The sequence below is a fragment of the Neorhizobium sp. SOG26 genome (genome assembly GCF_003491345.1).
Lineage (GTDB): Bacteria > Pseudomonadota > Alphaproteobacteria > Rhizobiales > Rhizobiaceae > Neorhizobium > Neorhizobium turbinariae.
Window position 1 is genome coordinate 449,749 of sequence record NZ_CP025513.1, and the last position, 25,194, is coordinate 474,942.

At 58.6% G+C, this 25,194-nt stretch carries 20 protein-coding genes, 1 pseudogene and 1 riboswitch; of the genes and pseudogenes, 6 read left to right on the forward strand and 15 right to left on the reverse strand.

Annotation, left to right across the window (positions count from 1 at the left end):
• Positions 1-56: 56 nt before the first annotated feature.
• The 7 genes from CYG48_RS18665 to CYG48_RS18695 form a co-directional block, all read right to left on the reverse strand.
• Positions 57-1,124, reverse strand: a complete 1,068-nt coding sequence (locus tag CYG48_RS18665) for a DUF2218 domain-containing protein (protein ID WP_118852056.1) — start codon at positions 1,122-1,124, stop codon at positions 57-59.
• A gap of 50 nt (positions 1,125-1,174) precedes the next feature.
• Positions 1,175-2,446 carry an MFS transporter gene (locus CYG48_RS18670; RefSeq protein WP_118852057.1) on the reverse strand — a complete coding sequence of 424 codons (1,272 nt, stop codon included), beginning with the start codon at positions 2,444-2,446 and terminating at the stop codon, positions 1,175-1,177.
• Positions 2,446-4,536, reverse strand: coding sequence for a TonB-dependent siderophore receptor (locus tag CYG48_RS18675; RefSeq protein WP_118852058.1), 2,091 nt, complete (start codon positions 4,534-4,536; stop codon positions 2,446-2,448). The genes CYG48_RS18670 and CYG48_RS18675 overlap by 1 nt, the downstream gene beginning before the upstream one ends.
• 572 nt (positions 4,537-5,108) lie before the next feature.
• Complete coding sequence (locus tag CYG48_RS18680) at positions 5,109-5,369, reverse strand: HAD-IA family hydrolase (RefSeq protein WP_118852059.1); 261 nt, start codon at positions 5,367-5,369, stop codon at positions 5,109-5,111.
• Positions 5,370-6,778: 1,409 nt separating this feature from the next.
• Positions 6,779-7,072, reverse strand: coding sequence for a type II toxin-antitoxin system RelE/ParE family toxin (locus CYG48_RS18685; protein WP_118852060.1), 294 nt, complete (start codon positions 7,070-7,072; stop codon positions 6,779-6,781).
• Positions 7,069-7,377 carry a type II toxin-antitoxin system RelB/DinJ family antitoxin gene (locus tag CYG48_RS18690; RefSeq protein ID WP_118852061.1) on the reverse strand — a complete coding sequence of 103 codons (309 nt, stop codon included), beginning with the start codon at positions 7,375-7,377 and terminating at the stop codon, positions 7,069-7,071. The genes CYG48_RS18685 and CYG48_RS18690 overlap by 4 nt, the downstream gene beginning before the upstream one ends.
• Positions 7,378-7,713: 336 nt before the next feature.
• Complete coding sequence (locus tag CYG48_RS18695; RefSeq protein ID WP_245450604.1) at positions 7,714-8,271, reverse strand: L,D-transpeptidase; 558 nt, start codon at positions 8,269-8,271, stop codon at positions 7,714-7,716.
• Positions 8,272-8,527: 256 nt separating this feature from the next.
• On the opposite strand from CYG48_RS18695, the gene CYG48_RS18700 reads away from it, so the two are divergent.
• Both CYG48_RS18700 and CYG48_RS18705 read left to right on the forward strand, forming a co-directional pair.
• Positions 8,528-8,878, forward strand: coding sequence for a transposase (locus CYG48_RS18700; RefSeq protein WP_118849511.1), 351 nt, complete (start codon positions 8,528-8,530; stop codon positions 8,876-8,878).
• Positions 8,851-9,675: an IS3 family transposase gene (locus CYG48_RS18705; protein ID WP_245450493.1), complete on the forward strand. Its 825-nt coding sequence runs from the start codon at positions 8,851-8,853 to the stop codon at positions 9,673-9,675. The genes CYG48_RS18700 and CYG48_RS18705 overlap by 28 nt, the downstream gene beginning before the upstream one ends.
• 139 nt (positions 9,676-9,814) lie before the next feature.
• Here CYG48_RS18705 and istB read toward each other — a convergent pair whose 3' ends face one another.
• Both istB and istA read right to left on the reverse strand, forming a co-directional pair.
• Positions 9,815-10,549, reverse strand: a complete 735-nt coding sequence (gene istB, locus CYG48_RS18710; RefSeq protein ID WP_118849513.1) for an IS21-like element helper ATPase IstB — start codon at positions 10,547-10,549, stop codon at positions 9,815-9,817.
• Positions 10,550-10,554: 5 nt separating this feature from the next.
• Positions 10,555-12,048, reverse strand: a pseudogene (gene istA / locus CYG48_RS18715) (IS21 family transposase); the annotation flags it as partial.
• 421 nt (positions 12,049-12,469) lie between these two features.
• Positions 12,470-12,558: riboswitch (glycine riboswitch) on the reverse strand.
• 175 nt (positions 12,559-12,733) lie between these two features.
• On the opposite strand from istA, the gene CYG48_RS18720 reads away from it, so the two are divergent.
• Complete coding sequence (locus CYG48_RS18720) at positions 12,734-14,494, forward strand: peptidoglycan D,D-transpeptidase FtsI family protein (protein ID WP_118852063.1); 1,761 nt, start codon at positions 12,734-12,736, stop codon at positions 14,492-14,494.
• On the opposite strand, the gene CYG48_RS18725 is transcribed toward CYG48_RS18720, so the two are convergent.
• The 3 genes from CYG48_RS18725 to CYG48_RS18735 form a co-directional block, all read right to left on the reverse strand.
• Positions 14,488-15,105 carry a TetR-like C-terminal domain-containing protein gene (locus CYG48_RS18725; protein ID WP_118852064.1) on the reverse strand — a complete coding sequence of 206 codons (618 nt, stop codon included), beginning with the start codon at positions 15,103-15,105 and terminating at the stop codon, positions 14,488-14,490. The genes CYG48_RS18720 and CYG48_RS18725 overlap by 7 nt on opposite strands.
• A gap of 96 nt (positions 15,106-15,201) precedes the next feature.
• Positions 15,202-15,774, reverse strand: a complete 573-nt coding sequence (locus tag CYG48_RS18730) for a trimeric intracellular cation channel family protein (RefSeq protein ID WP_245450605.1) — start codon at positions 15,772-15,774, stop codon at positions 15,202-15,204.
• Between the two features lie 221 nt (positions 15,775-15,995).
• Positions 15,996-17,036 (reverse strand): phospholipase D-like domain-containing protein, encoded by a 1,041-nt coding sequence (locus CYG48_RS18735; RefSeq protein ID WP_118852065.1) that lies wholly within the window; start codon positions 17,034-17,036, stop codon positions 15,996-15,998.
• Positions 17,037-18,695: 1,659 nt separating this feature from the next.
• Between CYG48_RS18735 and CYG48_RS18755 the strand changes: the two genes are divergently transcribed.
• Positions 18,696-19,864 (forward strand): IS3 family transposase gene (locus CYG48_RS18755; protein ID WP_118852067.1). Its coding sequence is split into 2 segments (ribosomal slippage): positions 18,696-18,960 and positions 18,960-19,864, totalling 1,170 coding nucleotides; the frame shifts between segments, so codons are not numbered across the junction.
• 530 nt (positions 19,865-20,394) lie between these two features.
• Here CYG48_RS18755 and CYG48_RS22715 read toward each other — a convergent pair.
• Positions 20,395-20,679 (reverse strand): hypothetical protein, encoded by a 285-nt coding sequence (locus tag CYG48_RS22715; protein ID WP_245450637.1) that lies wholly within the window; start codon positions 20,677-20,679, stop codon positions 20,395-20,397.
• A gap of 333 nt (positions 20,680-21,012) precedes the next feature.
• Here CYG48_RS22715 and CYG48_RS18765 point away from each other — a divergent pair, with 333 nt between their 5' ends.
• Both CYG48_RS18765 and CYG48_RS18770 read left to right on the forward strand, forming a co-directional pair.
• Positions 21,013-21,363: an MbcA/ParS/Xre antitoxin family protein gene (locus tag CYG48_RS18765; RefSeq protein ID WP_118852068.1), complete on the forward strand. Its 351-nt coding sequence runs from the start codon at positions 21,013-21,015 to the stop codon at positions 21,361-21,363.
• A gap of 7 nt (positions 21,364-21,370) precedes the next feature.
• Positions 21,371-21,868, forward strand: coding sequence for an RES family NAD+ phosphorylase (locus CYG48_RS18770; protein WP_118852850.1), 498 nt, complete (start codon positions 21,371-21,373; stop codon positions 21,866-21,868).
• A gap of 1,275 nt (positions 21,869-23,143) precedes the next feature.
• Here CYG48_RS18770 and CYG48_RS18775 read toward each other — a convergent pair.
• Entirely contained in the window at positions 23,144-23,620 is a 477-nt protein-coding gene (locus tag CYG48_RS18775; protein WP_118852069.1) for a DUF2269 family protein, read from the reverse strand.
• Positions 23,620-24,912, reverse strand: a complete 1,293-nt coding sequence (locus CYG48_RS18780; protein ID WP_118852851.1) for an SDR family oxidoreductase — start codon at positions 24,910-24,912, stop codon at positions 23,620-23,622. Before CYG48_RS18780 ends, CYG48_RS18775 begins: the two co-directional genes overlap by 1 nt.
• Positions 24,913-25,194 lie beyond the last annotated feature (282 nt).

A 25,194-nucleotide genomic window follows, 5' to 3' on the forward strand; every position in this document is an offset into this window, starting at 1 on the left:
AGAAAGCGAGTGAAGCCGGGGTTGGGTCAGCGATAAGCGCATCCAGACCGCTTTTGTTAGTGAGACGCTTTCCCACGCTCCCAATACCAGGCCACGCTCTGGCTCTTGCGGTCTTGGCCCCGTTCCTTGAGATACGAGCGTATAGTACGGGCGTCGGACTTCTCGCACGCTACCCAGGTGTAGGTTCCAGGTGTACTTGTGGCGATCGCCGACTTGACCGTGTGCTGGAGCCTCTCCGAGTTCTCTTCGAGGTAGGTCTTACGGTGCAGCCAGTGGACCTCGATTGCGGCCTTGCTTGGTAGTGGCTGCTCCTCGTCCTCGTCTTCAACCTCAATGATCGCCTTGATGGAGCATTCAGCAGGAGCTTCGGCGGCGATGCGTGCAATCGCTGGAAGAGCAGTCTCGTCACCAGCGAGAAGCAGGTTGTCGGCCTTCGGAAGGCTTCCGCCAGGCCCGATCAAAGCTATCTTGTCTCCAGGTCGTGCGTCGCGAGCAAAGTCAGCACCCGGAGTCGTCACTCCTGGAGCAGGATGCTGGAGGAAGTCTATCCACAATTCTCGGCGGTCAGGATCAACCGCACGGATGGTGTAGACGCGTGCTGTTATCTCGTCCTCACCCTCGGGCCATGCTATGCGCCCATCATCGCCTAGACCTGGCCAAACTGGCGACCTTCCTTTCGGGGGAACAAGGACGCGAACATGGACATCGCCACCGATGAACGGTGTGACGTCCTGACAAGCGACTTTCACCCGGCGCATACGCGGCGTCACGTCTTCAGCCGAAACAACGGTAGCCTCATGCAAATTCGGCAGCCTCGAAACCTCTGCCGCATTTACCCAGGAAAGCTCGAACGGCTCCTCATTGGCAAAGTAGAAAAGGTGCTCCGCAATCATGTTGCGGGTGAGATGCAGCGCCTCCTCCGACGGACAGGCCAACTCGATCAACAGCCGCTGATCAGCAAGCGTGATATTGGCTGTTCCGATGTCGTTCTGGAGGAGCACCGACTTTTCCGTTCGTTGCACGTCAGAGTGCTCGACAAAATGCTCGCAGATTTCGTCAAGCATAGATCGGGGGTCCTTGGGCACGGCAACGCCGGAAAGCCTGTACGTTTGCATTGTATCCATCAGTGGTTTCCTGAAGAGCCTCAGAGTAGGGAGCGACTTCGCGCTTTGTCCTACCTGAACGTTGATCTCACAGATTCGGGTGGTGCATGAGTGTCATTCGAGGCACCCACGCCAGGGGTCTCTCGCTTCGCCACACTCGCAATCAATGGCACTGCGCCCAATGCCAGGGCGGCGGCTGCAGAAAAGAAGATACCGTAGCCGAGAGCTTCGGCGATCTGACCTGCTATCACGCCACCTACAATGCTCACCGCCGCATCAGCGCACTGAAACAGCGTGAAGTCGACACCCGCCTGGCGGGGATCGGACAAGCGCATGAACTGTGCGTAGAGGGCGACAAATCCGAACGCCATTACACCTGAGCTGCTGGCGATTGCGATAATCATGATGACTGAGACCGGGAGCGCTTCTGTTGTGCGGGACACTGCGAGAAGCGACAGCAATGACGCCTGCAGTATCAGCGCAAGGATCAGCACTGGCTTCGTTCCCCATGCTCTGACGCATGCCCCTCCGAAGATCGCTGCGGCCGAGCCGATGACGAGGCTCCCGGTACCATTGAGTATACCGATGGTGGCAAGATTGACGCCTGCATCAACAAGGAACGGCCCGATCATCCCAAGTGAAACTTTGAGAGCGACAACGAAGATGGCGGCCGCGAAGAGACCCTGTCGTAAGGCTGGCCGCCGTAGCGAGTGGAGAAGTGACGGCACGTGCTCGCGGCTTTGCTCCGTCGGCACCCTGGCTGCGACAAACAGAAACGGCAGGCCGAGAAGCACGACAAGGGCCGCCATGGACCAGGCGGCGATCTGCCAATTCGACGTGCCAACGAGGTAGAGGAAAAGCCCTCCACCCACGGCGGATCCCAAATAGGCCCCACCAACTTGTGCTGCATTCGCCCAACCATGGTGTTTCTGGGCCAGGCTTTGCACGGCAAAGCCATCGCAGGCGATGTCGACGGTCGAGGCGGCGAAGGCAACGACGACCAGAACGGCAAACAGCGACATCCAGTTGGCGGGATCCAATACACCTGCAGCGATCAGGCCGACCGCCGAGGCCAGGCCACCGAAGATGACGATCGTTCCGGAGCGGTTGCCGCCATTCCTGGGCAGGCGGTAGCGCTCGACCATAGGGGCCCATAGGAATTTAAGCACCCAAGGCAGGGCAATCAGCGAGACGAGCCCGATCCGATCAAGGGAAACGCCCGCCTCGCGCATGACGGCGGGAAGGCTCGTCCAGGTGACCCCGCCGATGACGCTCTGGGCAATGTATAGGCCGGTAATGCCAGCAAGTAGCGTCCCCGGTTTCTGTACCTTCGTCATCGCCATCAGAACCGGTAACGGAGGCTACCATAGATCGTGCGGCCCTCGTCCCAGTAACATGAGCCCGCCGAGCACATCGGCTTCTTCGTGTCGAACAGGTTCTTGGCGTTGACCTGCAGCGTCAGGCCTTGAAGATCAGGGTTGCGGTAGCCGAAGTCGTAAGAGATCGCGGCATCGGCAAAGACGCGGGCGTCGTTGTCAAAGCTGTTCTCGTCGTCACCGTAGCTCTTGCCGACGTAACGCAGACCAGCCCCCATCCCGAGTCCCTGAAGCGGCCCCGTTTCAACGAGATAGTGTCCCCAAAGTGCGGCAATATGGTTCGGCGTGGCCGAAAGCTCGTTGCCTTCCGTGCCGGCCGCACCCTTCTCGATCTTCATGCGCATGTAAGTGTAGGATGCGACTAGGCTGAATCCGTTGTCGAAGGAGGCGGTGGCCTCAAGCTCGATACCTCGTGAGTTGAGGTCACGCTGGACCTGCTTGTTGATGCCGCTCGACGTGTCGAAAACGACGCCGTCCTTCTGGTCGATGTCGAAGACAGCCGCGCTCAGCACTGCATTGGTGTCAGGAACCTCATACTTGACGCCAATCTCCTTCTGTTTGCCGATCGTGGGATCGGCGACGCGATTATCGTTGGTGCTCGGGTCATCGTAGACAAAGCCGACATTAGGCGAGAACGACGTCGAGTAGCTGGCATAGGGGATGAGCCCCAATTCTGTGCGATACGAAAGGCCGATCCGTCCGGAGAAGCCACTGTCCGTCTGCTCCGTCCTCTGGAACGCGCTGTCGATCGCATCCGTTTTGACCCAGTCATATCGTGCGCTCGCAAACAGCGTTAGGTCGTCCCACTTCATCTGGTCGTGGAGGTAGATGCCGACCATATTGCTCTTCTGGCTACCGGAGAACGGCGGGTTCGCGACCTCAAGATCAGCAAGCGTGGTGTAGGAGACGGCGCTGTAGGCGGAATAGTCGGACCAGTTGTAGTCAACACCCGTCACGGCCGTATGGCTGACGGAGCCTGTATCGAACTCGAACTGCGCCATGTTGTCGACGGCGAAGTTCTTCATGTCCTCTTCATAGTAACCCCAGTAGCGCGTTGGAACCGCACCATAGAGGCCGCTGTACTGAAGATCAGCATCGACAGCGCTGAAACGCAGGTTCTGTCGTAGCGTCACGACCTCGTTCAGCCGGTGCTCGAACTCGTAACCGATGCGCCCCTGGGTCTGATCGAAGTCATTCCAGCCAAGATCGCCGCCATAGATATCAGTCACCTCGCCGTAGACAGGCTGGTAGAAGAAGGCGGTGCCGCCGGTACGAGCCTTGGAGTATTCCGTCAGGATCGTGAACTTGGTGTCCTCGTCAGGCTTCCAGGTGAAGGCCGGCGCGATATAGAACTTGTCATCCGGATATCCGTCCAGCTCCGTGTCACTCTTTCGGCCCATCGCCGTGAGCCGGTAAAGAAGCGACTCGTCTTCACTGACGGGACCCGACAAATCAATACCGGCCTGGTAGCGGTTGTCCTGTCCGATGCCGACTTCGATCTCACGGAACGCCTCGTCCTTCGGGCGCTTGGTTACCATGTTGACGATGCCGCCGGGACCGCTGACGCCGTAGAGGGAGGACGCCGGACCCTTGAGAACGGTGATGCCTTCAAGGCCATAGGGTTCTGTCCGCAGCCATGCGGAAGGGCCGTTAAACTGCCGGAGCCCGTCGCGGAACATACCGTTGTAGTAGGCGGGGAAACCACGCAGGTAGAAAGCATCGTAGCGGGTATCGAAACCGAAGGTGTTGGGATTGGCACCTGCGGTATAGGTCAGCGCCTCGTTCAGCGTCCGCGGCCTCTGGTCCTCGATCTGGTCCTGCGTCACCACCGACACCGACTGCGGGATCTCGACCAGCGGCGTATCGGTCTTCGTTCCGATCCGGTCCGATTTGCCGACATAACCCTCCTGCACCAGAATGGCGTCGCTCTCCGCTTCGAGAACAATGGTCTCCAGTTCGGCCGAGGCCTCCTGACTTAGCGCACATCCTGTGTGGAGCGCGAGTAACGCGCCCGTAAGAAGAACCAGGTTTTGACGCCGAAATGCAGGCTTAATCATGATGAATCCCCTCATGTATTAGGGATCAGATTTCAAATATGACAAATGGAGTCAAGTACGGCTTCGTTAGTTTTAGAAGGCTTGGCTGCGGTGTCACTTAGACGACACAAATCGTCCTGTAGGGGGCTGCAACGTCCCTTGACTGTTCTTCTGGCCCACAACATTCCTTTTTCCACGGATTTCGAAGGCGCAGTGGTATGCCATAACCTCCACCGCTCCTCCCGCCGGGTCCCTCCATCGGGCAGAGAAATGGTAGCGCATCCCGTCGCTACGCGGCCCAGAGCGGTCAATCCGATGGTCCGTGCCGAGCGAACACTTCTTTCCGGTAGTCTGGCGTGCCCGCTAGCCTAGATCGGCCCAAAGCTGCCGTGCGCGTCATAGTTAGGCGGTTGTCAGAGTCGAACGAAATAGCGGTAATACGGGTTCGCAACGGCGTCTTTGAACGACTCGTCTTACGCGTTCTGCCTCACATCGAGCTCCCGACGGCGTCAGGTAGGTAATCGGAGTGCCAGCAATGCTAAGAGGCAGCTGCCGAATGGTCATTTCGAGTTTGCGAGCCGTAACCTGCCTCCTCAGCGATTGCCACTAAAAGGCGAGCAGACGAAAGGCCGCTCATAGCCAACCTGATTGTCGACAAGACGTTCGATCTTCGCGACGGTATCTCGCACTGATACATGGTGGATGCAGAGCGCCCAACCTCGCTGATTGGCTGCATCGATATTTCGCGGAGTGTCGTCGGCAAAAAGGATTTTCAGCGGATCGACCCGCTCTTCGGAGATGACATGATCGTAGATCAGAGGGTCCAGCTTCTCCAATTCAAGCTGGTGCGACAGATAACTCTCATCGAAGAAGCTGTTGCCAGGTAGCTAGGCGCGGAAGATCGGGACAACTGATCATCGGTGATGACTATGGTCGGCGGCGCACAATAGCACGGATGTCGGTTCTTACACTTAGAACAGACTGGCAGCCTCGCCACTACAAGTCGCTCGGGCCGCTCGTTCGGTTGAGCTATTTCATCAACCCAGGATCTCAGGAGTCTTCAACGCGAGGACCTGCCTACAAAGCTCGAGAGTCTGATCCAGGCTCCAAACCGAGAATTTTAACGCATAGTCCACCTCCGCGCAGGCCACCGAACTTGGCACCTTGGCCTTCCCGAAGTTGCTGATGGGCTGCCACCCTTTGTTTGCACCACCGGACGAATGCGGAAATTATTTCCGCATTCGTCCACCCTATGATCTCCCGGTAAGGAGCCTTTTCCCGAGTACGTCACGTCTACATCGCGCGGATGGTCCGGCACCACCGCCTGGCTAACTAGATTAGTTAACGGTCCCCCTCGACCGGTCCCCGTTGCTTCCGAAGGAAGTCTGTTGTGACACCACGTCAACTTCCCAGGCCCGTTGTTTTCTGGCTGTAGGACGCGGAGTTGAAACGGGTGAAGGCTTCGTAGAGACCCTCAGAGCCCGCGACCTCCGCCGTAGGGTGCCGAAGGTAGCTTTTCCGATTCCGCTGCGAACGCCGTGATAGGAAGTAACGGTGGGAGATGAGATGCAGCATGAAACGGCGTTTGCGAAAATAGCAGGACGGACCGGCGGTAGGCATGGTCAAGCTGGCACTTGGGCCGGATGGGTAGAGACCGTCGTTGCATGCTTCGGCGATCTCATTGAACACCTCCTCGCTCTCACGGACACTGAGGGCTTGGCAACTCCAGGTAGACCGCAAAGGAGTCGTGGGTTTCGCAGTGAACGCGGCGTTCTCTTGTTTGCAAGCTGCCGTCGTCATCTGCCCCGAGGACGCACTTCAATAGTTGTATCGGCATCGTCGAAAGCACCTGTTCGCTCAACGCGCCCCCGGTGCTGGTGCGCAGCCTCCGCGGCGTGCGTTTCCCTGCTTCTCTGAAATCCTCGACATCTTGGCTTCCCTTTGTCGCCGAAAGCCGCAGTGTCCGCCGGCCCCCAATACATCATGATGCCGGATAGCTACCTATGGCCGGCGCCGGCATCCACAGCAAACGCTGTTACCTGCAGAATCGCATATTCCTGGTTTGACAACGCGAAATGGCGATCATGAATCGCGGCAGAGTAAATTGAGATGAAGCGTGTTGATGTGCAGGCACCGTAAATCACCGTGATCCGAAACAACCTGCATCGAAACGACTTGACGGCAAATGATTGCAATGCACGTCGGCCAGCAACCATCGCTCTTGAAAGCACTCAAACCACCGGCCCCACGCGATCGCGGTCGATCAGCTTAGCGGCAGATATTCCGGCCATTCCTGCGCGCCGTGGAGTACACGAAGAATTCGAACTGTCGTCTCGGTGGTGGCGTAGGCGGCGATATAAGGCGTTCCGTTGATGACCAGTTCGCGTGTCCCGGCAATTCTACCCACGCGCCCACTGGCGGGAAAGTCGAGCAAGCGACGGACGGCGGCGACTATCCGTTCATCGATTAGAGCAGCGGCTGCAGGATTATCTGCCTCGATGTATGTGAAGATGGCGTCGCGGTCCGACAGCGCATACGCAGACCAAGTAAGCTTCACGATCCTGCCGCACCAGCTTTAAGGCGGGCGGTTGATCGGCGTTTGGCAAAATGCGCCTCGACCTCTTCGTCCGATAAATCCGGCCGAGTATCGTTCAACGCTTCGAGCACCTTGGTCCGAAACCAGGCGTCATGCGCTTCGCTGCCAGAAAGAAGCTCAAGAGGCAGCGCCCCCTCGTTTGCAGTTCGCGTCAGCATGATCCGAACCGCGTCAGATACCGTGAGGCCCATGCTCTCGAGCACGGCAGAAGCACGATCTCGAATTTCGGCATCGATACGCGTTTGAACAAGTGCATTGCCGGCCATGACTATCTCCGTATCCAACCGAAATGGTAATGCAATTGAATGACATGTTCCAGACAAAATTTGCGCCGCCAGCATACGCTCAGCTTTTTAAGCTCTTGAAGGAATCCGAACCGACGACCCTTCATAACTTCGGATCCAAGCCGGCGGAAAAACAAGCTAGATCATGCATCTGGTTCATTTGGAATGTACGGAAGGGGGCCGATAGCGGACTGTCCGCTTTGAGATTTCCAGCAGGAAAAGCGGACAATCGCGTGAGGTCGAGATATGATCTCACGCGGTTGATGGGAGTGGCTCTGCCACGACTGTCAATTGGCCGCGGCCTTCAACGACAGCATATTAAGCCGCCACGATGATCGTCGATCCAGACCGTACGCGATCGTGCAGGTCGATGATGTCCTGATGCAGGAGCCGGACACATCCAGATGAAATCGCCTTGCCGATCGTATGCACCTCGCCTGTACCGTGGAGACGATAGAGCGTGTCACGGTTACCTTGGTGGATATAGAGCGCCCTTGCGCCGAGCGGGTTGGAGATCCCTGGTGGCTGCCCATTCCGCCACTTTTCCAGTGATGGCTGGCGCGCGATCATGTCGGACGGCGGTGTCCAGACTGGCCATTCGCGATTGTAGGCAATGTGGGCTCGACCCGACCAGTCAAAGCCGCTCCTGCCAATGCCGACACCGTAACGCATGGCCGTGCCACCCTCCTGTATGAGATACAGGTACCGCTCCGTCGTATTGACGATAACGGTCCCCGGTTTCTCAACGGACGGATAGTCGACGACCTGGCGACGAAAACGCGGCTCCAGTTTGGTGAGGTCCACCGCCGGGATCGGAAAGCGTTCTTCGGGCATAGCGCGATACATCAGGAGAGCGCTCTCCGAGATCGACTGCATCGGAGGTTCTGCCGGCACGGAGGGCGGCGACGCAATGACCAGCGGGGGAGACTGTGTGGCACAGCCTGTAGCCAATGCCGTCACCGTAAGGCCGAGGGAAGAGAGAAAGGCGCGGCGACAAAGGATCGGATCGGAAAATGTCATCACTGGTGTCAATCGGCGCGGAATGTTGACCCCTTATTGGAGTGCGCCCCTTGGGGTGGACAGATCGGGATGAGGAATTGACCGGCCTACCGGGTTTTCGGAAAGAAGACCCATGGCAAAACACCGCAGTCACAGCGTCGAATTCAAACGTCAGCTCGCGCAGGAATTCTTGGCCGGCGAAACGCTGCATGGTCTGGCAAAACGCCACGACGTGTCGCGCAACCTTATCCGCATCTGGGTGCAGAAGTATGAGCAAGGCGCATTCGACGACGATGCGCAGGCGGTCGATCTCATCCAGGAATACGAGGCCCGGATCGCCGCCCTCGAGCGGCTGGTTGGCAAGCAGGCTCTGGAACTGGAATTTCTAAAGGGGGCTCTGAAAAGCGCACCGCGGCGGAAAAACGGGACTACATCCATCATCACCGGCCCCGCGGCATCTCCGTCGCGGAAGGATGCCGGCTGATGGGAATGGCGCGCTCCACCTATTATGACTGTCCAGAACGGCCGGCCGACGACACCGCGATCGTTGAAGCGATGTTCGCAATCTGCGACGAGTTCGAGTTCTACGGCTACCGCCGTGTCGGTGCGGCCCTGCGACAGCAGGGTCTTGTCGTGAACCACAAGAAGATCCGTCGCCTCATGCGCGAACACGATCTGCGTCCGAAGATCAAGCGACGTTTCATTGCCACGACCGACAGTGACCACGACGGCCCGATCTTCCCGAACTTGGCGAAGGACATCATCCCGAGCGGTCCCAACCAGCTCTGGGTCAGCGACATCACCTATGTCGCTTTGCCGGCCCGGTTCATCTACGTCGCCATCATCCTCGATGCCTGGTCGCGGTTGATCGTCGGTTACGCCATCGGTCGGTCGATCGACGCACGGCTGACGATGGCAGCCTTGAAGGCGGCCATTGACCAGAGAAAGCCGCCGCCGGGCGTGGTCCACCATTCGGATCGCGGCTCGCAGTATGCTGCCGAGCTCTACCGCGAGACACTGGCCGTCAACGGCTTGATCGGCTCGATGGGCCGCCGCGGCAATCCGTACGACAACGCCAAGGCCGAAAGCTTCATGAAAACGCTGAAGGTCGAGGCGGTCTATCCGATGGCCTTCGAAACCTTCGAAGAGATCACCGAGCACCTTCCCCACTTCATCGAGGAGGTCTACAACAAACGCCGGCTCCATTCAGCGCTCGGCTATTTGAGCCCGCAACAGTTCGAGGATCAACACATCCGGCAGACTGGCAAATCAGCAGCCTGATCCTTGTCCACCCCAAGGGGCGCACTCCATATCGGCGTCCAATATTGACCCCTCCTACAGACGATCAGCGCTTGGCCTGCCCGGCGCTGGCCTGGGTTGCAGAGGGCAGGCCAAGTGCGGGTGATGGTTATCTTCGGCTTTAGCCTTGAGAGCGGTTCTTGAAGCGCCAGGACTCGTTACCGGTTTCGACGATCTCGCAGTGGTGGGTCAAACGGTCGAGGAGTGCCGTCGTCATCTTGGCATCGCCAAACACCGACGGCCATTCACCGAAGGCAAGGTTCGTGGTTACGATGATTGATGTGCGCTCGTAGAGCCTGCTGATCAGGTGGAACAGGAGTTGGCCTCCGGCCTGGGCGAACGGTAGGTATCCCAGTTCATCGAGAATGATGAAGTCAAGGCGTGTGAGGTAATCGGCGGTCCGTCCCTGCTTGCCGTTGCGCGTTTCCGTTTCCAACCGATTGACCAGATCAACGACGTTGAAGAAGCGGCCGCGCGTGCTGTTGCGGATGAGTGCGCGGGCAATTGCGATGGCCAGATGGCTCTTGCCGGTTCCCGTGCCGCCGACGAGAACGACGTTGCGCTGGTCGGCGACAAAGGTGCCCGTGGCCAATTCCCGGACCAGGGATTCATTGACGGGCGTTTCATCGAAGTTGAAGTCGTCGATATCCTTGGCGAGTGGAAGCTTGGCGATGCTGAGCTGGTACCGGATTGAGCGGGCCTGCTTCTCGGCGATCTCCGACTGCAGGAGGTCACCGACGATGCGCGGTGGCTCGTGCTGCCGTTTGATGCCGTTTCCCATGACCTCGTCGTAGGCGCTGCGCATTCCATAGAGCTTCAGCGTGCTCATCAGTTCGAGAACCTGCGTGCGTTCCATCAACTTGCCCTCCTGAGCCTGTCGTAACGGGCGCAGTCGGCGACCGGCTCATGGGCAAGCCGAAGCGCATCCGGGATTTGCAGGGTTACAGCGGGAGCCGGATCGCGGCTTCGAGCCAGAATGTTGATGATCACCGAGGCCGAGCAGACACCGTGATCAAGCGCTTCCTGGCAGGCAGCCTCAACTGCCGCCAAGCCATCGGCGGGAACACATCCGAGTATGGTGACCATCTGCCGATCACCGTCGTCTACGTTCTTCAGCCGTTTGCGAACCTTCTCCATCGCGGCTGGCAAAACCCATTCCCGGAAGGGAGCGCCGTTGCGCAATGCACCGGGTTTGCGAGCAAGGACAGGGACATAGTGCCAGGGATCATAGACGGTATCACCACGGCCGAAGCTGCGCTGATGTTCAGCGACCGTCACGCCATCCTGCTTGATGACGATCCGATCCGCATAGGCATGAACCTCAACTGGGCGGCCGACGGCCGTCGACAGGACCGAGTATTTGTTGTTGTCGAAGCGGACAGTGCAGGTCTTTGACACTGAGGCGGGCACGCAGTGGAAGCCGTCGAAGGGTCCCACATAGTGCACGAGGCTGCCGCGTTCAGCTTCGAACATCTGCCAGATCGTCTGTGCTGTCTGTTCGGGATGGCTATGAGCCTTGGCATAGGCAATGCACTTGTCGAGCAGCCAGACATTCAATTCCTCCAGGCTTTTGACCCTGAGGCGCGGCGTGAAGAAGCGCTCCCGCACAAGGCCGACCTGGTTCTCGACCTGTCCTTTCTCCCAACCGGATGCAGGCGTGCAGGCAACTGGATGAACGAGGTAATGGCTGCACATCTGCAGGAAGCGGCGATTGTAGAGCCGCTCCTTGCCGATGAAGACTGTCTCGACTGCCGTCCTCATGTTGTCGTAGATGCCGCGCGTGCAGGTGCCACGGAAGAAGGCGAAGGCCTTGTCGTGGGCATCGAAGACCATCTCTTGGCTCTCACGCATGTAGGCGCGGGCGAACATCATCCGGCTGTGGCAGAGCCGGACATGAGCAACCTTCACTGTCGTCGTCACGCCCTGGATCAGAACAATCTCGTGGCTCCAGTCGAACTGGTAGGCCTCGCCGGGCGCGTAGTAGAGTGGCACGTAGGCTTGCGCCGTCACAGCCCCTCGATCTTTCGACCATCCCTTCGCATAGCGCCGGATCGCATCGTAGCTGCCGTTGTAACCCAGCGCCCGAAGCTCTTCGTAAATCCGGATCAGCGTCAACCGTTCACGAGATGGTTTGCCTTCGTTCGCAGCCAGGAAGCGCTCGATCTCGGCCTTCCACCGGCCTGTCTTCGGTAAAGGTTGCCGCTCTCGCTCGTAGGAAAAGTCCGTCTCATTGGATCGTAGAATCTTGCGCACCGTGTTGCGGGACACATGCAACTCCCGGACGATCCTCTTCACCGACCACCCCTGCACATGGAAGGCCCGACGAACACGCGCAATCGTATCCACTCGCTTCAACTCCCCCTCCATCCGCCAGCAAAAGGCGGATGGTCAGACGAAACAGGTGGGGGGTCAAAATTGGACGCCGATCACCCCGCCAGAGGGGTCAATATTCCACGCCGAAACACAATCACTGGTCCTGTACGAGAGTTTTTTTTGCGAAGTAACGAAGCTCTGCGGCAGCAGACTGGTTCTGGGCGCGCCGAGTCATCGGCAAAACCTCCCTCATGCTCCAGACAAGCTCGTGAGGCCGTCGCACCTGCGAGCTTCCAGTATGTGAGATGATCAGGATATGCGGTTCATTACAGGCCCTCAGAGTTGGCAGCATGCAAAGCATGCGGGCCCCCTCTGTCATCGGCCTGAGAGTTTGATCACCACCGATACGCAGCAGTGACTTACACCTTCGGCGGGAGCGACTGCTCCACCTTCCAGAGTTCTTCTCCAGCGAACGGTCCATGTGCCTGAGAGTTTCCGGGGCGGTTGCTCCTTCGGCGGCCGCCTACGGCGACTCTCTCCCACTCGCTGTCTGCACCAAGAAGGCATCACGGAGATGTTTCCAGTGAAGCAGGACCCAGCGCGACTTCATTAAGCATTAAGTAAGCCGTTAATGCAACATCAATTGCATTAATCGTCGCGAATTATCCTTGGCCCGAATCTCGGGAGGGATTCCAAAGCGTGACTCGGGACGCGAAAGGAGCAGCGCATGGCAACGATCTCCCATATATTCAGGCGTAGGAGCCGATCGCACCTGCGCCTGGAAGCGAGTGGTCGTCCTGAGGCTCCTATTGTTCTTGCTAGGGCCACCCAACAAGTTCGGATGGGCAAGCACCGGCTTGGCCTGATCATGTTCTCGGTTGCAGCCATCTATCTGGTAATAGGAGGCCGGCTGGTTCAGTATGGCCTGGCAGCATCCGAAACCACCCATTCCATTAATGCCATCCCGCCTCCCGCGGCTCGCCCTGACATCATCGATCGCAACGGCGACCTCCTTGCAACCGACCTCAACATGATGTCGCTCTATGCCGAGCCGATCAGGATCGTGGATGCCAACGAGGTGGTCGAGAAGCTCGCAACCGTGATTTCCGACCTCGACTGGGGCACCACCCACCGCAAGCTTCGCTCCAAGTCAGCTTTCCAATGGCTCAAACGCCAACTCACCCCTCGACAGCAGGCCGATATTCTCGCGCTCGGCATCCCAGGGTTAGGGTTCCGCCCCGAGAAGCGCCGCTTCTACCCGGGAGGCCCCACTGCCTCGCACATTCTCGGCCACGTCAACGTCGACAACCGCGGACTGGCAGGCATGGAGCGCTACATCGATCGCCAGGGGCTTGCCGACCTGATGGCGGCAGGCATGACAGGCGACACACCACTCGAACCGGTTCGGCTCTCCATCGACCTTCGCGTCCAGAGCATCGTTCGCAGCGTCATTCAGAAGGCGATGAAATCGTACCAGGCGGAAGCCGCCGGCGCGGTTGTGCTTGATGCCCACACAGGAGAAGTCCTGGCAATGGCATCAGTGCCGGACTACGACCCCAACGAGCCATCCCGGACATTACCAGACGGCAGCATTGACAAGGAATACGAGAAGGGCTGGTTCAACAGGATGAGTAATGCGACCTTTGAAATGGGGTCGACCATCAAGAGCTTCACGATCGCCATGGGGCTGGACAGCGGCAAGATCGGCTTGGGGTCCATTGTGGATGCGTCGCGCCCGATCAGGATGGGCGGCTTTACGATCAACGATTTCCACGGTCGCCACCGCCCTCTCACGATCCCGGAAGTGTTCCGCTATTCTTCCAACATCGCTACGGTGAAGATTGCCGACATGGTCGGAATTGAGGGACACAAGGAGTTCCTCACCCGGTTGGGGCTCCTGACAAGACTGGAAACAGAGCTTCCTGAGATCGCTACACCGACGCAGCCTCGAGTATGGAAGAAGATAAATTCTGCGACCATCTCCTACGGTCATGGGATGGCGACGACACCATTGCAGACGGCCGTCGCCGCGGCCGCACTGGTGAATGGCGGGAAGCTGATCGCGCCTACCTTCCTGGCACGGAACCAGGAGCTAGCTCCTGCGGCTTCGGTCCCTGTCCTGCAGGAGAAGACCAGTGCACATATGCGCCACCTCTTCGACTGGAACGGCAAGACGGGTTCTGGCCGCAGCGCCGACGTGCCTGGCTTTCATGTCGGTGGCAAGACCGGTACTGCCGACAAGGTCGTCAACGGTCGTTACGCGACCGACCTGAACTTCAACGCCTTCCTCGGCAGCTTTCCCATGCACGAGCCCCGCTACGTCGTGCTGTCGATCATCGACGCTCCCCTGACCGGCGAATCCGGTCGTCGCCTGGCGGCCTACACGGCAGCCCCCATGATCAAGGAGATCGTCAGTCGTGCAGCACCATTGCTCGGGGTCAGGCCTTACTTCGGATCGGATCCATCAACTCTGCTGACCGGCTACTGAGCCCCATCCTCGTAGAGGACATAGTCTTTGATGGAGGCCTGAGCATCGAAAGGTCGAATGCCTATCGGCGACTGCAGCGCGTTGTGGACGAGCTCCGCCTGATACTGGCTAGAGATCGTCTGCCCTGCGAAGAAAATCCGGTAGATGACGGGGGCAACGAGGAGGTCCATGAGGCGGTCGGGGATCGGTGCCGGTTCACCTCGGCCCTCGCATCGACCGCACAGCAGGACCAGGTTCTGATACGCATAGCCGGCTGCGACCCGCGCAGCCCGCACATCCGTCATCCGTTCACGCAACAAGGCATTGCCGGGCCCTGAGGAAAGGTCGTCCACTAGATGCTCGAGCCAGAGCGTCAGATCACCTTCCAGGGTCCCCGTATCAATGGGCAGCGTGTCCGGCAGAAAGCGCTCGCTTGCGACGTCGGCAAGGAGTTGCTGGAGTGTCTGCCAGCGGCGATAAATTGTTGAAGGGGGCACCTGCGCCCGTGCCGCGATCATTGCCACTGTTAAATGCTGATCGAGCTGCTCTTCCGTCAGCTCCCGGACCGCTTTGTGTACCGCAAGCTGTATGCGTTCGCTTCTACCGCCGGGCCGGATCAATGTTCGCGCCAAGAGGATCCCCCTTTTCTTGCTAACGACGAACTAGCACAGGCTCACGGCTTCCGAAACAACAAGCGTTTCAAGCTTCGGAAACAGCGCCCTCTCGGCTCAATAGTCGGCGTCACCGTAGATGAACTTCGGTAGGCTCCAGTGGAAGCGGATTGCCGCAACTCTCAAGGCTAGTCCGATCAAGCTCGCCCCCAGAAGGGCAAAACCTTCGCCGACGCCCGATGTCATCAAGGCGAGATAGGTCAAGGCGACAAGCACAGAAACTGTCGCGTAAAGCTCTGCCCGAAAAAGCAGCGGCACTTGAGCACAGAGTACGTCTCGCAAAACACCGCCCACGCAACCCGTGATCACGCCAGAAGCAACCACCACGATCAGTGGAAGACCAAGGCCTTCCGCAATACGGCAGCCGATGATGGTAAACACCACGAGCCCTATCGCATCGAGGAAGAGGAACAGGTGACGCAGTCGCGGCATCAGTTTGGCAATGGCGATCGTCGCAAGTGCTGCTCCACCCGTGACGAAGAGGAGGTAAGGCCGCTCCACCCATGAGAGCGGATGATGATCCAGCAAAATGTCCCGTACTGAGCCACCCCCAAGTGCTGTGACGCTACCGAGCACACACACGCCCAGCCAGTCCATCTGCCTGCGACCGGCCGCGATAGCTGCGGTCATTGCTTCAACGACTATCGCGACAAGATAGAGAACACTGATGACTGTCTCAACAGAGATACTGTACACATCAAACCCAACTGTTGGAGCGCACCGTCCTCCCCGCTGCGCGCCCATAGACTGATACATTAGGATCCCGGATAGCAGTGAAGAACAGAAAGAGGAAGCTCCGTGGGCAGCGACAGTGAGCCTGGTGGACGCGCAGGCGCACAAACGCGCCTCAACTAAAGCAGCCATTCGATTGGCAGCAGGCCAAGCAGCGTAAGAGAAAACCTCGAGAAAAAACTCGTCTCGGGCTCCTGCCCATGTCGCACGACCGATCCGTCTGCCGCTATTTCTTGCCACACAATCTCGCCGCCGTTCAATGCGGGGATGTAGCTCGCTGCCGGGAAGCGCTCCGAGAAGGCACGCGAGAGGGAACCGGCCAGGATGGGGCTGTCTATGACAACGCCCATTTCTGTATTGAGGAGCAGCGAGCGAGGATCGAAGTTGAAAGAACCGACGAAGATGCGGGTCTTGTCCACCGCCAGCGTCTTGGAGTGCAGAGACGAGCGTGACGACCCGGAGGGGCTGACTGTATCCGGTTCACGTGCCGTTCCGAACGTGGGCTTCAGTTCATAGAGTTCCACGCCGGCTTGCAGAAGTTCGGCCCGATACTTTACGTAAGCGCTATGAACGACGGTCACGTCCGTTGCCGCCTGTGAGTTCGTCAGGATTCGGACACGAACGCCGTTCCGTGCCAGTTCCTCAAGCTTGGCCGTGAACTGACGCCCGGGAACGAAATAGGCCGACACGAGATCAATCGAACGAGACGGATGCGACAGCAGGTTCATCAATTGCGGGAACAGGAGATCCTTTTCCTTGGCCTCGCCCAGCCCCTTGGCTGGATCGTCACTGACCAGATAGACCTTGGTCCACTCGAATGCCAGCTTCCCTCCGGTCAACTGCCCTACGAATGGTGAACTTTCCAGCCGCTCAGCGTAGAGTTTTCCCTCCGGCGAATTTGCTGCAGTATGCGCCTCTTGAACCAGATCGCGCAGCGCACTAGCAGAACTCCCGCTCACCACGCGATCTAACGGATGCGCTGATCGGCTATGCCAATAACGATCGAAATCGGCTCCTATCGCTCCAGCCACCGCACCGGTAACCATCACGTCCGTGTCGATGAACTGGATGCCGGATCCGAAGCCGAAATACACGTCACCGATGCTGCGCCCACCCAGGATGCCTACGGCTCCGTCAGCCGTCAGCGACTTGTTGTGCATCCTCCGGTTCAGCCGGACGAAGTCGAATGCGTAGCCCAGCTGCTTTATAGTCCGGAGGATGAACGGATTGAAGAGCCGGACCTCCACCCCTGTGGCATGGCAGCTAGCGCCGCAAGATCGCCATCCAACCCGGTGATCCCGTTATCATCGAGGAGAAGCCGGACACGCACTCCTCGTTCTGCAGCCTTACGCAGTTCATCCAGCAGAATGAGCCCGGTATCGTCGCGCTGCCAGATGTAATACTGCACATCGACCGCGACTTTTGCCGCGCGAATCAATGCGATCCTTGCTACGAATGCGTCGGGCCCACTGAGTAAGGGTAGAACGCCACTTTGCTCAACCTGTCCGTCAGGCCGCGACAATGCCACCCTGCCAAGAGGTGTTACATCGCTCGCCTGCACGGCATACGTAACGGTACGTCCTTCGAGAGAGGGCGTCTGGAAGGCAAGATGTGCGACCCCCAATGACGCAAGCGCCGCAGCAATAGCTAACGCAAGGGTCCTGATCACGATGACGCAGGATGGTTTGTCAATAGTCGGCTGCAATGCCGATCATTGCCGGCGTCATCAGACGCACCACGCTGTCCGGCAGAGATCATTGACGTCTCCATTCAGCCTTGTCCCTTTCAAAAGAAAGTAGCCGACGCTGCTTCATTGATCTGCTGGTTGATCAGAGGATAATCTGGGTGAGTTTGCAAGGTCTCAGCGAATGGAGGATGTAGGTCCCTCTGCGGCAGGAAGACGCGCTCGCCCAGTTTGACTTTGCGTGCTGGATGTCCGAGACAACGGCCATGTTCAGGTTCCTGCTCATACAATCTGTGAACTTCAGGGCTAGCTGCAAGATCGGCTAGTTGCCTGGCGCCACTACCTGCAAGTGCAAGAGCGGCGCCAGGTCTTTGAACCCCACCTCATCATTCGTGCGACCGCGCCCTCCTGCGAGAGGATGCGCACAATCGCGCGCGACAGATTGGATATCATGATCATGACTTTCAGATGCAGTTGCACCTTCCCCATCAGCGGCCCCAACAAGTTGCTCCGCTTCAAGCAATGGGCAGCAGCGAACGCTCCGGGCATCGCGTTCAGCGCACCTCCGCAAGTGCCTGTCAAAAGCGAGAAGATGACGATACGCGTACGATCGATCGCGGACCGCGACTCGCTGATGGCTTTGCTGGAAGGGGTAAAGCTCTAGGATTGGAGGATGTCAGCTCTTGGGCTGCCATCCTCCCCCGCCGAACATCGCTGCGTGCAGACGCTTCATCGCCGATGCGGCTGTCAGTTGACGCCGGGGACAGCGCTCGCCAGCGGCGTCATGGCCAGGCAACGCGGTCAGGCCGAACGATGCCGCCCTCACCTTCCAGGACGGCCAGTCGCCGCGCCGTTTCGCAGTCAAACTTCAAGCGGACACCGACACCCACTCCTCCCCTCGTCTCCGGCAAGAAGACCGCTCCTGCATATTCGAGGGCGTTCTTGAGTTTACTGATCACGTCAGCGGGTGGCTGGGAAATCTTCCTCAGAATTCTGAACCAGAGTCACATCGACATTGGCAAGCTGTGCAAGCCTCGCCGTGGACATATCAACCAGCGCACGGGCAGCATGGTCTGCCCCCTGAAAAGTGGTCCTCCCTGAATTAGGCTATTGAGCCATTTGAGAGGACGTTGGAATGCCCCAGAAGAAGCACAAGCCCGAAGAGATTGTCGCAAAGCTGCGCCAGGTCGATGTTCTGTTGTCTCAGGGCCGATCTGTTGGCGAAGCGGTTCGTTTGATCGGCGTGACGCAGTTCACCTATTACCGCTGGCGCAAGGAGTTCGGTGGCCTGAAGGGTGACCAGGTAAAGCGGCTGAAGGACCTTGAGAAAGAGAACGAGCGGCTTCGCAAGGCGGTGTCGGACCTGACGCTCGAGAAACTGATTTTGAAGGAGGCTGCCTCGGGAAACTTCTGAGCCCTTCCCGCCGCCGCCGATGCATTGACCATGTCATGGCGAAGTTCTCCGTCTCGGAGCGCTTCGCCTGCAAGGTTCTGGGCCAGCACCGTTCGACCCAGCGCAAGAGGCCTGGAGGCAGGCCAGATGAAGAGGCATTGACCGCCGACATCATCCGGCTCGCTTCCCGCTATGGCCGTTATGGCTATCGCAGGATCACCGCGATGCTGCGGTGCGAAGGCTGGACGGTGAATGCCAAGCGCGTCGAGCGCATCTGGCGGCGGGAGGGGCTTAAGGTTCCCCAGAAGCAACCGAAAAGAGGACGTCTCTGGCTGAATAACGGATCGTGCATCCGGCTTCGACCGGAGCACCCCAACCATGTCTGGTCCTATGACTTCGTCGAGGGCCGCACCCACAATGGCAGGAAATTCCGCATGCTCAACATCATCGACGAGTTCACCCGGGAATGCCTGGCAATCCGCATCGATCGCAAGCTCAACTCCACCGACGTCATTGATGTCTTGTCGGACCTGTTCATCCCGCGCTGCGTGCCGGGTCATGTTCGTTCCGACAACGGCCCGGAGTTCATCGCCAAGGCCGTGCGGGAGTGGATTGCTGCTGTCGGTGCGAAGACCGCATTCATCGAACCAGGAAGCCCATGGGAGAACGGCTACTGCGAGAGCTTCAACTCGAAGCTTCGCGACGAACTGCTCAACGGTGAAATCTTCTATAGCCTCGCCGAGGCAAAGGTCATCATCGAAGCTTGGCGACGCTACTACAACACCGAGCGGCCGCACTCATCGCTCGGATATAAACCGCCGGCACCGCAGGCCACCATCTGGCCTGCGCCGCCGCCCGGATCGACACCGCCATCTGCCCAGGCCATGGCCGAAAAGCCGATCATACATTAAGACTGAAACCGGGCCACCTAATGGGGTCAGGCCAGGCTGATCCCAGCGACGAGCGTTCAAGCGTCACGTTCAAGGTGAAGCTGCAGATCTCTTGGTAGAGCTGTTCCTGACAGGAGCGTCGACAACGCTTCTTGCCGTCATCGCCGGTGAGGCTGGCGCCTTCTCAATGCCCATCGATGGCGCCCCAATCCGGATCAGATGACCTGCGAGGGCGCCCTGAAGAGATTGGCAACCTCGTGGTTTGCACGGTCGGACGTTGTGTGGTGGTGCTCGCGCACCACGGGCATCGAACGGCGGCCCGAGGGACGCTTCGATGGCAGATATAGCAGTTTCTTGATCTCAGCACGGTATCTCCGGTATCGGCGAGGCGCCGATTCAAACAGACAAAATGAACTGTCGATGGCCCGGAGGATCAGGCTTAGGAAAAGCTCCACGACCTCCGGGCGGAGACATCCGATTGCAACGGTGTTTGGTGCATTGTCTTAGGCATACCATTAACTTAGGCGTTCTCGCCGGAAGTCCAGGGTCGGCTAGGTGCGACCCTTTGTACCGCGGCGCAGGCGCCCCTCGAGCATGGTGATCTTGTTCGACGGCATCTTGATGCCGCTGTAACGATAGATGAACTCTGCCATCTGGTTGAAGGTGGCGAGGTCCAGGGCTTCGGATCGCTGCCTTTGGCCGACGCCGGCATCCACAGCAAACGTTGTTACCTGCAGAATCGCATATTCCGGGTCTGACAACGCGAAAAAGCGATCATGAATCGCGACAGGATAAATTGAGATGAAGCGTGTTGATGTGCAGGCAACGTAAATCACCCGTGATCCGAAGGACCCTGCGTCGTAACAACTTAGCGGCAAATGGTTGCGATGACGTCGACGCAACCGCCTGAACCATGGGACATCCTCTCTTGATGTGGCATGAGCCAGCAACCTGCAAATGAGCTTCGAACATCCGGAAACAGCTTAGCTTCATAGGAGGTCGGTACGTACGTTAAATCCCATACTGAATGATCTGCGGAAGGTGGGTTTGATACGTTTCAGTGGGCGGTTGAACGGTTCACCTCTGCTTCCTGGTCTCCTCTTGAAAGCCGCTCATTCTGACGCTATATAGCGTCATAATCATTGGCTCCAAAAGTTGGAGGTAAAGCCATGGGTATCGCGCAATACGCTGACGAAGGGCTTTTCTCGCCACGGAAGATTGCCGACGTCCTGCGCACCACGAGCGAGGAAATCGCCCGGACGGCCGGGCTCGGCAAGGATGCAATCCAACGGAAGGATCGGATTCGGTCCGACAGGACGCAGCGCCGTCTGCGCGAGATGACCGAGGTCGTCAACAAGATGGAGCCGCGCTTCGGATCGGCCCTTATGGCCTATGCCTGGTATCGCTCAGAACCTTTACCGGGCTTCTCAGGAATGACCGCGATGCAGTTGGTCCGGGAGGGCCGTGCGGACGAGGTTCTCGATTATATCGACGCGGTCGATGCCGGCATCCACGCCTGACAAGAGGATGCGATATGAAGGCACACTCTATCGAGCCCTGAACCCGATCTATGCACGCGAGCCAATGTCCGGGCGGGGGGCGGAGCTGTATGGAGGTCGCTTCAACAAGAAGGGCACACCAGCGCTCTACACCTGCCTCACGGTGATGACTGCCCTTCGCGAGGCCAACCAGGCCGGTAGCCTGCAGCCGACGACGTTGATCTCTTACGACGCCGACATAGGTCGAGTATTCGACACCAGGGATGAGATCGCATTGCTGGCCGAAGGGATGACCCCGTCATCTCTCGCAGACCCGACATGGCGAGACCAGATGAAGGCGGGCGGCGAGGCCCACACCCAGGCTTTCGCCCGACACCTCGCCGCCGCAGGTTATCACGGCCTGCTTGTCAGAAGCTTCGCGCCCGGCGCGAACGCGGATGATCTCAACCTGGTCCTGTGGCAATGGGGTGCAGTCGGCCCCGCCCGCCTGACGCTGATCGATGACGAGAGGCGACTCTCCCGATAGCGACAGGCGTCGTCGGCCTCATTGCCGCATGGCGAGAACCAACTGCACCGTCTCAATACTGGTCGAAGGCCTATCAGGCGGATCGCGGCAATCGTTCTTTCGAGCTTCGACCTTCCTCGAACACTATTGGATCGCGCACGAGACAGCGTCACCGGCTACGTCAAAGACGTAGATATCTTTTTCCCGAACAGAGACCGAAACGTCCTGCGCGCGCGAAGGCTGTCTCTCCATCCACCTTGACAACGAATTTCTCGCTGTTTCCAGGTTTCACACGGCCCCAACGCATAAGTTGATCCCCCGCAGGCCACCGAACCTGGCACCTCGTCCTCCCCAAAGTTGACCGATGGGCTGTTACCCTCTGCCTACACCACCGGACGCGGAAATAATTTCCGCATCCGTTCCCCCCTGTGATCTCCCGGTGAGGAGCCCTTTGCCGGGTACATCACGTCTACATTGCGCGGATATTCCCGCACCACCGCCTTGCTCACCAGATTAGCCACGATCCCGGCAACCGGCGCCATGCTTCCGCAGGAGGTTCTGTTGTGGCACCACGTCAGACAAACTTCCCAAGCCCGTTATTTTTCTGGCTGCAGGACGCGGAGTTGAAACGGGTGACGGCTCCCTAGAGACCCTCAGAACCCGCTAGCTCCGCCGAAGGGTGGCAAGAAAAGCCAGGCTTTTTTCGATTCCACCGCATACGCCGTGATAGGGAGTAACGGGGGAGACGAGATGTAGGATGAACGGCGTTTGCGGAAGTAGCAGGACGGACCGGCGGCAGGCTCGGATCTTGGAGTTCTTCTGGCTGCGAGCCGCCGTAGTTATCAGCCACGAGCGCGCTTGAATAGTTGTCTCGGCTTCGTCGAACCCGCGTGCTCGCTCGGAGCGCCCCCGCTGCTGGCGCACTGTCTCTGCGGCGTGCGTTTCTGCTCCTCTGAACCCCTTGACGTCTTGGCTCCTCGTTATCGCCGGCAGCCTCAGTGTCGGCCGACCACTGATACATCATGAAGCCGGATCGCTACCTTTGGCCGACGGGATCCACTGCAAACGTTGTTACCTGCAGAATCGCAGACTCGTGGTTTGACAACGCGAAACGGCGATCATGAATCGCGACAGGATAAATTGAGACGAAGCGTGTTGATGTGTAGGCAACGTAATCACCCATGATCCAAAACACCCTGCACTAAAGCAACCCGGCCGCGGCAGCGCCGCTGAGGCCTACAAGTGAGACACGCCCGCCTGCAGCCCTCGCTCTTGAGAGGAATCGATCGGGCGACCTTAGAACGTGATCTCCGGCTTCATCAGCATCAGCCAGAAAATCCCGATCACTGAGAAGAACGCGGGGAAGCCGCACGCAACCCAAACGCGGTAGAGCCTGTACCATTGCTCCGGCAGAGGACCGTTGCGTGATGCCGCCAGCCGCGCAAGGTCGCGCAGCTGGATCTGTATCCAGACCACCGGGAGCCAGAAAAGCCCGGTCAAAACATACAGAAATAGCGACAACACAATCCAGCTCTCGGTCAGGGGCCAGCCGACCGTTCTCGCCAGAAGATATCCGGTCACTGGCTGCACGAGGACAGCCGTCGCTGTGAAGACGGTGTCGGCAACGACCACTGTGTTGGAGACGTGGGCGATCAACGCTGGATCATCCGTGCGGCGGGCCATGACCATGAAGAACGCGATACCGGCACCGGTGCCAAACAGAACTGTCGCGCCAATGACGTGAACAAGGCGCAGCCATGGTTCGAAGTCCATCAGCGTTCATCCAGTATGGCAAGTGCAACGACGCATAGGGACAGGAACGGCAGAACTTTCACGAGAGGTCCTAAGGGATCGAGCCAGAGGTCAGGCTTCAGGACCGTTCCTCCAAGCAGGTATGAGAGAGCCACAACCAGCATGGCAATAAGTGCCTTTCTGGTGAAGGGTCGGATCAAAATGAGCAACCCCAACGCAATGTCTATCGCGCATGTTGCAAGGGTCAGGGCCAGAGCCAGCGACGGGGTCATGAAAGGCTCGAAGTGCGCTGCGGCCCGCGAGGGGTCTGCTAGTGGAAATGTCCCAGACAGAAACCAGAAGGCTGAGATCGAAACGATGACGACCGGCTTCAATAAGTACAGCCGGGCGAACCATAGGTCCTGAACACCGGAGGGATTGGCGCCGAGAGCCTGTTGAGCTGTACGAAGTGCATGACCTGCGGGAAGATCGGGAAGCTCAAACTGCGTCGTTACTCCATGCTCCATGACCGCCAGAGCCGTTGAGCGAAGTGGTGAGCGCCAACCAAGGCGTCCCGCTAAATCGGCAAAGCGGGAAATCATGCTGCCAAACCAGGAGGGAACTTGAACCACCCTTGCCGAAGGTAGCCCCAGCCACTGCCGATGCAGTTGCACAAGTTGCCCCAGTGTCAGCCGCTCCGGCGCGGCCAATTCGATATCGGTCCCGCTCGGAAGAGCGCCTTCCACCGCCATGGCAACTATATCGGCCACATCGTCCACAGCGACGGTTTGAACCGAGCTGTCAGCATGGAGAAGCGGAACGGCGAAAGGGGTGCTGGCAAGAGCTCGGATTAGAGCGCTGCCGCCGTGCGCATTGCGGCCAAGGACCAAGGCAGGTCTTAAGATGACATACTCGACACCGCTTGTAGCCAAGGCATCATCAGCGCGGCGTTTGGTCGCCATGAAGGGCAAGTGGCCGGATCGACTATTGTCCGAGGCAGAAATCTGCACGATGCGTTTGTTGCCAGCCGAACTGGCTCGTTCGTACAGGGCTCGCATGGACTGCTCCTGCGTTGCCGCAAGATCGTCTGAAAGCCCATCTTGGAGAGCACCAGCACAATTGACGATGACGTCATGGTCTTCCACCAGACTTCGCCAATCATCGCTATGCAACATCTTGGAAAGATCGCTCTTGATCCATCCTGCGCCAGGCCATTTGCACGCTGCGCGATTAGGATGCCTCGCAAGACCAGTAACGGCATGCCCACCGGACATCAGGCGCAACAGGATTGACGAACCGATGAAGCCGTTCGCGCCTAGAAGAAGTACTCTCATACTCATTGTGACCCAGCCGCTCTACAACGCTGCCAGATGACATCCCCAAGCAGTCTTCTCCCTCATCCTTACGTGATCAAGTGCGGGGCTCGCAAGCACCAAGCCTCCATGTCCCCTGTTGGCGCTTCCAGGCCATCCTGCCCCGTCTCGTGTCGGCGGATAGCGGTCTTGGGAAGTCACCAACCAATCACGTGGCTGCGTGTGTTGAGCGGCAGGAACTGCCTGTATACTCAGGCCCAGGATTGAGACCTGGTGAAGCTCGCACACGCGGAAATTGTTTCC

Bases quoted from the DNA above. Each gene is read 5' to 3' on its own strand.
- CYG48_RS18765 (WP_118852068.1), top strand. From the start codon at position 21,013: ATGGGTATCGCGCAATACGCTGACGAAGGGCTTTTCTCGCCACGGAAG.
- CYG48_RS18670 (WP_118852057.1), bottom strand. From the start codon at position 2,446: ATGGCGATGACGAAGGTACAGAAACCGGGGACGCTACTTGCTGGCATT.
- CYG48_RS18675 (WP_118852058.1), bottom strand. From the start codon at position 4,536: ATGATTAAGCCTGCATTTCGGCGTCAAAACCTGGTTCTTCTTACGGGC.
- CYG48_RS18775 (WP_118852069.1), bottom strand. From the start codon at position 23,620: ATGGACTTCGAACCATGGCTGCGCCTTGTTCACGTCATTGGCGCGACA.
- CYG48_RS18700 (WP_118849511.1), top strand. From the start codon at position 8,528: ATGGCAAAACACCGCAGTCACAGCGTCGAATTCAAACGTCAGCTCGCG.
- CYG48_RS18780 (WP_118852851.1), bottom strand. From the start codon at position 24,912: ATGAGAGTACTTCTTCTAGGCGCGAACGGCTTCATCGGTTCGTCAATC.
- istB (WP_118849513.1), bottom strand. From the start codon at position 10,549: ATGGAACGCACGCAGGTTCTCGAACTGATGAGCACGCTGAAGCTCTAT.
- CYG48_RS18730 (WP_245450605.1), bottom strand. From the start codon at position 15,774: ATGACCGCAGCTATCGCGGCCGGTCGCAGGCAGATGGACTGGCTGGGC.
- CYG48_RS18695 (WP_245450604.1), bottom strand. From the start codon at position 8,271: ATGCAGTCGATCTCGGAGAGCGCTCTCCTGATGTATCGCGCTATGCCC.
- CYG48_RS18665 (WP_118852056.1), bottom strand. From the start codon at position 1,124: ATGGATACAATGCAAACGTACAGGCTTTCCGGCGTTGCCGTGCCCAAG.
- CYG48_RS18770 (WP_118852850.1), top strand. From the start codon at position 21,371: ATGCGATATGAAGGCACACTCTATCGAGCCCTGAACCCGATCTATGCA.
- CYG48_RS18720 (WP_118852063.1), top strand. From the start codon at position 12,734: ATGGCAACGATCTCCCATATATTCAGGCGTAGGAGCCGATCGCACCTG.
- CYG48_RS18735 (WP_118852065.1), bottom strand. From the start codon at position 17,036: ATGCACAACAAGTCGCTGACGGCTGACGGAGCCGTAGGCATCCTGGGT.
- CYG48_RS18690 (WP_118852061.1), bottom strand. From the start codon at position 7,377: ATGGCCGGCAATGCACTTGTTCAAACGCGTATCGATGCCGAAATTCGA.